This window comes from Brevibacillus sp. SIMBA_040, assembly GCF_046535075.1.
In the GTDB taxonomy this organism is placed as follows: domain Bacteria; phylum Bacillota; class Bacilli; order Brevibacillales; family Brevibacillaceae; genus Brevibacillus.
Map to the genome: position 1 here is coordinate 1 of NZ_JAWRXI010000227.1, position 264 is coordinate 264.

Annotated in this window: 1 protein-coding gene; it reads left to right on the forward strand. The window is 32.6% G+C overall.

Annotation, left to right across the window (positions count from 1 at the left end; all coding sequences use genetic code 11):
- Positions 1–264 (forward strand): hypothetical protein (locus SB752_RS32640; RefSeq protein WP_410719535.1); only part of this gene is annotated, 264 nt, incomplete at both ends.

Here is a 264-nt window from a genome sequence, read left to right on the forward strand (position 1 = left end):
GATGAGATCTCAGTTAAGAAGTTATTTAATGTAGTGAATAGATATTATTTTGCTAATAATGTTTTGCAAATTAAAGATTATTTAGCGAGACCAGTAAAAACAATTCTTAGGGATAAAGTTACTGTAATTACTGGTAGTAGTAATGTTATCCCAACGCTAAAAAAGTATGATGACTATGTGACTGCTGAGGACCAGGCTGCTAAGATATACATAACAACAACCTATGATGAAATGGGGCGTGAGCTAACTTCAACTCAGAATAAT